The 6,833-nt window shown below is 60.0% G+C and carries 5 protein-coding genes and 2 pseudogenes; 4 read left to right on the top strand and 3 right to left on the bottom strand.

Annotated features, from left to right (window positions below; genetic code table 11):
- Positions 1–110: pseudogene (locus DWB67_RS17350) on the bottom strand (IS6 family transposase); the annotation flags it as partial.
- 210 nt (positions 111–320) lie between these two features.
- Between DWB67_RS17350 and DWB67_RS17345 the strand changes: the two are divergent.
- From DWB67_RS17345 to DWB67_RS17335, 3 genes are all read left to right on the top strand, one after another.
- Positions 321–1,331, top strand: a complete 1,011-nt coding sequence (locus DWB67_RS17345; protein WP_119808802.1) for a glycosyl hydrolase family 8 — start codon at positions 321–323, stop codon at positions 1,329–1,331.
- 83 nt (positions 1,332–1,414) lie between these two features.
- A complete protein-coding gene (locus DWB67_RS17340; protein WP_119808801.1) occupies positions 1,415–2,590 on the top strand; it encodes an HlyD family secretion protein in 1,176 nt (391 codons plus the stop codon).
- Position 2,591: 1 nt separating this feature from the next.
- On the top strand, positions 2,592–4,571 hold the full coding sequence (locus DWB67_RS17335; RefSeq protein WP_119808800.1) for a glycosyltransferase: 1,980 nt from the start codon (positions 2,592–2,594) through the stop codon (positions 4,569–4,571).
- On the opposite strand, the gene DWB67_RS17330 is transcribed toward DWB67_RS17335, so the two are convergent.
- Entirely contained in the window at positions 4,537–5,643 is a 1,107-nt protein-coding gene (locus tag DWB67_RS17330) for a cache domain-containing protein (protein ID WP_119808799.1), read from the bottom strand. The genes DWB67_RS17335 and DWB67_RS17330 overlap by 35 nt on opposite strands.
- Positions 5,644–5,649: 6 nt before the next feature.
- Positions 5,650–6,231 (bottom strand): hypothetical protein, encoded by a 582-nt coding sequence (locus DWB67_RS17325; protein ID WP_119808798.1) that lies wholly within the window; start codon positions 6,229–6,231, stop codon positions 5,650–5,652.
- Between the two features lie 407 nt (positions 6,232–6,638).
- Between DWB67_RS17325 and DWB67_RS17320 the strand changes: the two are divergent.
- Positions 6,639–6,833 (top strand): annotated as a pseudogene (locus DWB67_RS17320) (IS6 family transposase); the annotation flags it as partial.

The raw sequence follows: 6,833 nt of genomic DNA, 5'->3' as shown, positions 1-6,833 counted from the left end.
CGATGCGAAACCTCTATCGCGTTGTTTAGGCCTTTGTGGGCCCGATGGTCAGCGTTCGGAGCCTGTGTTTTGACCGGCTTGATATAGCTGCGCAATTTGTCGGTTATGATCGAGTTGATGGTTGTTCTAAAAGTTCTTGACTATAGCTTCGGCATAGTAATCGAGCTTTTAGCCTCTGATCTTCCAGATCATTTGTAATGCCTTACAACGGCGGTATTAAATCGCGACAGGTCCTAGTATTGTCTATCTGAACCACAGGCGGACCTTGTCCCACTTCGGCTGGGGGCTGCTCTCGGTCACATGTCTGCAAGGGGTGCCTCATGATCAAGCGGCGGAATTTTCTGGCGGGCGCTGCGGCCCTGTCTGCTGCCCCCGGCGCCGCCCAAGCCGCCGTGCCCACGAGGCGTGATTGGGCGGCATGGTGCGCGGCCCATCTGAAGGACAGCGGGCGGGTCGTGGATGGTCCACAGGGGCATATCAGCCACTCCGAGGGGCAGGGATACGGCCTGCTGCTTGCCCAGGCCCATGGGGATCGCGCCGCCTTCGAGGCGATGGAGGCATGGACCCGTGCGCATCTGGCCACCCGTCAGGATGCATTGATGAGCTGGAAGTGGGCACCCGGCGATGATCCGGTCTGGGTTGACTGGCACAATGCAACGGATGGCGACCTGTTCCGCTCATGGGCCTTGCTGCGGGCAGAGCGTGATTCCGGCTGGCAGGGATATCGCCAGAAGGCCATCGAGATCGCTCGCGACATTGCCGCACTTTGTCTGGTTGCGGATCCGCGGGCAGCCGACCAGCCGCTGATCCTGCCGGGGGCCGAGGCTGCCGGAGATCCTGCGAAAGTCATCTTCAACCCGTCCTACGTCATGTCCCGCGCGCTGCGAGAGTTGGGGGAGGCGGCTGCAGAGCCGCGTCTGGTGCAGGCTGCGGACCACGGAGAGACGATGCTGGCCGAGCTGGCGGCAACGGGTCTTTTGCCGAACTGGGTGGATGTGACGCCGCAGGGGTATGAGCCGCCACGGGATCACGATCTGAAGTGGGGATATGACGCTTTGCGTATCCCGCTGTATCTGTGCTGGTCGGGGCGGGCGGCCCATCCCGCGGTCGCCATGGCCCTGCGGCTGATGGGCACGGATCCGGACAGGGTCACGGTCGAATCAACCCCCGACGGGAGGGTGCTGGAGGCGAACGACGGGGCCGGATTCCGGGCAATCCGATCTTTTGCATCCTGCAGAACCGTGTCGGGGGCGATTTGCGGTGACTACTATGCTGACAGCCTGCTTCTGATGGCCAAAGTTGCGGCACGGGAAGCACAGTGCGTAAAATAAAATACAGCGTAAGTTGCTAAAAAAAACAAAGAAACTACTGGTCCGATGATCGTTCATCTGAACCGTTTTTTCAGCAGGCCATCATGAAATACAGTAGACTGATCATCGGCATCGCCGCGGTCATTTTTGCACTATGGGTCATCATCGGAGAGCAAATGTCCGGCGCCAGCGCCGATGCCGTTGTGAACGCTCCGGTGGTGACCGTCCGGGCACCGGTTGCGGGCAATCTGGAGCTGCCGACACGGCAATTGGGCGTCTATGTGCGTCAGGGCGAGGTGCTGGCCACCATCGCCGATCCAATCGTCGATCGCGTCCACCTTGATGACCTGTTGATGGAGGTCCAGCTGGAAAAAGCCGGTCGGGACCAGATCGTTTCCTTGCTGACCGAAACACGCACGATCCATGATAGCATGCAGCAGCGTACGGACACCTATCGCACGCACCGCCTTGAAGAGCTGCGCGAGCGTTTGTCCCGCGCCGAGGCCCGTCTGGCCATTCTGGAAAACGGCGGCGTTCCCCGCACGGCGGCACAACAGCGGGCCGTGGATGCCGTAACCGAAGAATCCGACCGGCTGCCGGCAGAGCCGAACATCGCATCGCTGGTGCTGGAACATGCCCGTGAGCGTGTTGCTGTTCTGCAGATTGCCGTAAATGCCGCCGAACAGAACGTCTTTCTGGGCGACGGTTACAACGATGCGCCGAATGCCGAGCAGCATATGGTGCAACTGGATGGCGAAATCGCCGATATGGTGTCCCGCAAGGCAGAGGCCGATGCCCGTGTGGCGGCTATCGAGGAGCGTGTCGACCGTGCCCGTGTCAGTGTGAATTCCTTGACCGGAGGAGAGCTGCGCTCTCCGGTAACCGGCACCTATTGGGAAATTCTGGAAGCAAACGGCACGAACGTGCAGCGCGGCGATCCGTTGCTGCGTCTGGTCGATTGCAGCGCCACGGTCGTGACGCTTTCGGTGACCGAGCGAGTGTATAACGGATTGACCATCGGCCAAGGTGCCAAGTTCCGCCTGGGCGGGGCATCTGATGTCTATGACGCCACGGTCAGCCGTCTGGCAGGCAGCGGCGCGGAGACCGTGTATCGCAATCTGGCCGTGGCCCCCAGCAGGCTGCATCTGGAGCGTTATGATGTCACGCTGATCGTGCCCGGTCTGCGGGACAAGGGCACAGACGGCTGCCTGATCGGTCGTACAGGCCGCGCCTTCTTCGATACGCGCCCGCTCGACGGGTTGCGGAACCTGTTCCACTAGGATGCCGGATATCTTCTATCAGGGATCATTGGGGTCCAGCGTCGTCCACCTTTTGTTGGTGTTCGGCGTTGGCCTTACCCTGCCATACTGGGTGCGGCCCGAAGATAACCGCCATCGCGCCTTTTTGCTGACGATCACCTTCCTGCTGGCCGTCAGATATATCTGGTGGCGGGGCACCGATACGCTTGCCCCGGTAGGTTTGACCATGAACATGCTGGCAAGCTGGTCGCTCTATGCACTGGAAGTGCTGGCGATGATCGGCTCCATCAGCTCGTTCATGATCATGTCCCGTATCCGCCTGCGCAGCGCCGAGGCGGACGCCCATGCAGGCTGGTGGGGCGACAAGGAGCCCCGGGTGGCAATCCTGATTGCCACCTACAACGAAGAGCTGGATATCCTGGAGCGCAGCATCATCGGTGCCCGCTCCTTGCGGCACAGCAACAAGGAAGTCATCGTTCTGGATGACAGCCGGCGTGACTGGCTGCGCGATTACTGTGCAGAGCAGGGCGTTCGTTACATGCGACGCCCCGACAACAAGGGGTCCAAGGCCGGCAACATCAACCACGCGTTGGACCGTCTGGCGGAAGAGGCCGTGCCGCCCGATTTCGTGGCCGTGCTGGATGCGGATTTCGTGCCGCATCGCGGCTTTCTGTCCCGTACACTGGCGCTGTTCCATGATCCCAAGATCGGACTGGTGCAGACGCCGCAGCATTTCTTCAATGCGGATCCGATCCAGCACAATTTGGGCATTGCCTCGTCATATCCTGATGAACAGCGGTTCTTCTTCGATCAGATGCAGCCCTCGCGGGATGGTTGGGGAATGGCCATCTGCTGCGGCACATCCTCTATCGCGCGCTGGTCCGCCCTGCGCGAACTGGGGGGGCTGCCCACCGAAAGCGTGACCGAGGATTTCCTGCTGACACTGGCCTTGCAAGAGCGGGGTCTGCAAACCGCCTATCTTGCAGAACCGCTGACCGAGGGTCTGGCACCCGAGGGGTTGCAGGAGTACGTGACGCAGCGGGCGCGGTGGTGCCTGGGGCTGATGCAGATCGCACAGTCCCGTCTGGGGCCATTCGGCAAGAACAACCTGCGCTTTCGCGACCGCTGGGGCGTGGCGGATTCCGTTCTGTTCTGGATGACCAGCTTCACCTTTCGTCTGGCGGTCATCGTCTATCCGTTGCTGTACTGGTTCTTCAACATCGTGGTGGTGGATGCCCAGCTGACGGATGTTCTGGTCTATTTCGGAATGTTCTTCATCTGGTCGATCATGGTCTATCGGGCGATCATGCCCGGCATGCTGATGCCGGTCCTGCATGATGTGACACAGCTGATCGGGGCGATTCCCATCACGCGGGCGGCCTTTACCGGCCTGTTCCGGCCAAAGGGGCATCCGTTCTCGGTAACGGCCAAGGGCGGGGACCGCAGCAAGGTCGTAGTGCAATGGAGCCTGATGGCGCCCTTTCTGACCCTTCTGATCCTGACGGTCGTCGGCCTGTCACTGGGCATATTCCTTGACGGTTTTGCCTATAACGATGCAGGGGATGGTAAGTGGGTCGTGATTTTCTGGACGATCTATAATGTTGTGGTGCTGTCGATCACGGTATTGGCCTGTATCGAGCTGCCGCGCCGTGAAAGCCACATCGCCGATATGCCTGACCGCGGCGTGTTCATCACGGATGGCGATATCCGCCGGCAGTGGATCAGCTCTTTGTCGATCGATCAGGCCCGTCTGCGCGGCAAGATCTATCCCGTCGGAACCGAAGGCACATTGCGCCTGAAGGATATGGGGAATGTGCCTGTGCGGGTGACGACGCTGACACCTGACGGCAATATCGTGGAGCTGTTGCCCACCGGGGCGCAGCGCGAGGCCTTGATGATCCGCTTCTATGCCGAGGGCGCGGCCCCGGGAACGGGACGCGCGCAGTTCTGGTCGGTTCTGGCCGGGCTCAGTCGTCGTCTCTCGGCTGGTGGTCATCACTGACCCGGTCCTGCTGGAGGTGCAGCAATGCAACCGACAGCAGCGCCGCTTCGCGGGTGGTCGATGAGTTTTCAGGGTATTCCTGCGAACCATTGGCCACGCGTGAGGCCAGCACCGACAGGCGTGTCAGCGGGTCGATCACGAATTTCAGGAACAGCAGGGTAACCGCCGCGATCAGCGCAAGGCAGATCGCCAATGCGTACCACGCCCCGTTCCGCGCCAGATCCAGACCGATCGCCAACTTGTCCGCATCCAGCCTGCCGACCATGCGCCAGCCGAAATCGGGCAGCTCGCCATAGGTCACTTCTGGCACCAGCGACGAGAAATATTCCTGGCCATCGGGCCATATCTCGCGCCCGGCGGTCTGCACCCCGGCCTGTGCCGCGCGCACGATCTTCAGCTCTGCCTGATCGGGCATGTCCTCGGTTGTCGAGGCTGATATTTCGCCGTTCTGGTTAAGCAGGAACAGGTCGATCCCGAAGGTATCGGAAGCCTCGGCCAAGTAGCGGTTCAGCCAGGACGCATTGATATGCATGCCAAGCACGCCGATCAGATCGCCCTTGGCATTGGTGACAGGGCGGGCCAGATCGAAGAAGCGCGGGGGGGCGCCATCCGTGGCCAGCAGTTGCGCCAGAAGCTTGGCATCATGGACGTCGCCGGCATAACCGTTTGCCAGCCCATTCTTGAACCATGGCCGTTCGCCCACGTTCTGGCCGATCAGCATCTGGTCGGTGGCGGCAATAACTTCACCGCTCAGATCGGCAAAGCCGATCCATGATACACGCTGGCCATTGCCCGAGGCACCGCTGAAGAAATAGTTCATTTCATCCTGCGTCATGCCATCAAGCTTGCCAGATAGGGCCGCGAGGTTGCTCCAGTCACGGTTCAGGGATCGTGCCAGATCCTGCGCGATGGCTGCGGTGCGGAAGCGGACTGCATAATCCAGCGTACTGTCGGTGATCCGGTCGCTTTTCAGCCAGGCGAATGCGCCGAAGGTGGCGGTGATGACCAGCAGCACGATCAGGATCAGCGCCTGGATCGCGCTTCGCAGGGTTGTTTTGGGGAAGACTTCCATGGTGCCTCAGAACGTGTTGAAGGAAAAACCGATGAAGTATTCTTTGGCATCCGTCTTATAGCCTGTGCGCAGGCTGATAGGGGTGCCGGTGAACCGCTTCTGCAGGGCGATCGTGGTTTCGCTGTAGCTTTCACTGCCCCCGCTGGAGAGTTCGATCCCGAACCCGCTGTCGGCAAAGCTGATCTGGCCCAGAACGAACCATGCATCATAGATCGTGCTGACCTGTGCCAACCCGTACACGCCGCCAAATCCGGTGGTAACATAACGATCCAGAGAGGCGAGGGCGCCGATCTCATATTTGGTGTCATCGTCGTCGGGGTTCTCAAAGCCGACGGTCGGCCCGATATGTGCCGTAACGATCCCTGCCAGCGGAACGCCATAGGTGACCTGCACGCCACCTGACCGCCCGCCATCATATCGGGTGACATTGCCGCCAAAGCTCCATGCATCGCGCGACACAGCGCCGACAAAGCTGCGCGTATCCTTGGCAATATCCGATTGCACGAACTCGCCATCGGCAAGCGCCGGAGATGCAAGCATCGCAAGTGAAAAGAAGACACCGCTGGCGGTGAATCGGGTGGTGGACAAAACGGTTTCTCCGAGAGCTCAGTGGGCGCAGGCCGTGCGCCTTTCAGCCACAGAACGGCGCTAATAAATCAATTCTCGCAAGAGGTTGCTGCGGATTATTTTGCAGCGTCACCCAAGCGCAACGCCCGTTCCCGCCGCGGTCTGAAAAGGGCGGGTGTGCGGGCTGCCGAGAGGAATGGATTACCCCTGTGCAGAAGTGCAAACTGCAAGGCGGATACGGAATTATGCCGGGAACTTGCCATGACAGAAACTTGTCCTGTTCCGGAGGAATTGTTTATGGCCGGTCGATCCATTCCGTTAAAGACTGATGGTTCTGTATTGGTTGTGTCGCAAAGCTTGCTGTGGGTTATGTATGGACCGGGTATTGCCAAGTTGTTGACTGGGTTTGGTAGAGGTATGTCTGCCTGATGAACATTCCAATCGATTTGCCGCCCCTGAAGGGCTTTCGCTACCCACGTGAAATCATCGCGTTCGCTGTCTGGGCGTATCACCAGTTAGCCCTGAGCACGGCTGATGTTGAAGACCTATTGGCTGCTCGGGGTGTGATTGTCAGCCGGGAGGCGATCCGACTGTGGGTTAATCGCTTTGGGTCGCATTTTGCA

Source organism: Paracoccus sp. JM45 (assembly GCF_003590715.1).
Lineage (GTDB): Bacteria > Pseudomonadota > Alphaproteobacteria > Rhodobacterales > Rhodobacteraceae > Paracoccus.
The sequence above is the reverse complement of the archived record's forward strand: the minus strand, read 5'-3'. Positions and strand labels throughout refer to the sequence as shown.

Coding starts and splice junctions, on each gene's coding strand:
- DWB67_RS17345 (WP_119808802.1), top strand. CDS start 321: ATGATCAAGCGGCGGAATTTTCTGGCGGGCGCTGCGGCCCTGTCTGCT.
- DWB67_RS17340 (WP_119808801.1), top strand. CDS start 1,415: ATGAAATACAGTAGACTGATCATCGGCATCGCCGCGGTCATTTTTGCA.
- DWB67_RS17335 (WP_119808800.1), top strand. CDS start 2,592: ATGCCGGATATCTTCTATCAGGGATCATTGGGGTCCAGCGTCGTCCAC.
- DWB67_RS17330 (WP_119808799.1), bottom strand. CDS start 5,643: ATGGAAGTCTTCCCCAAAACAACCCTGCGAAGCGCGATCCAGGCGCTG.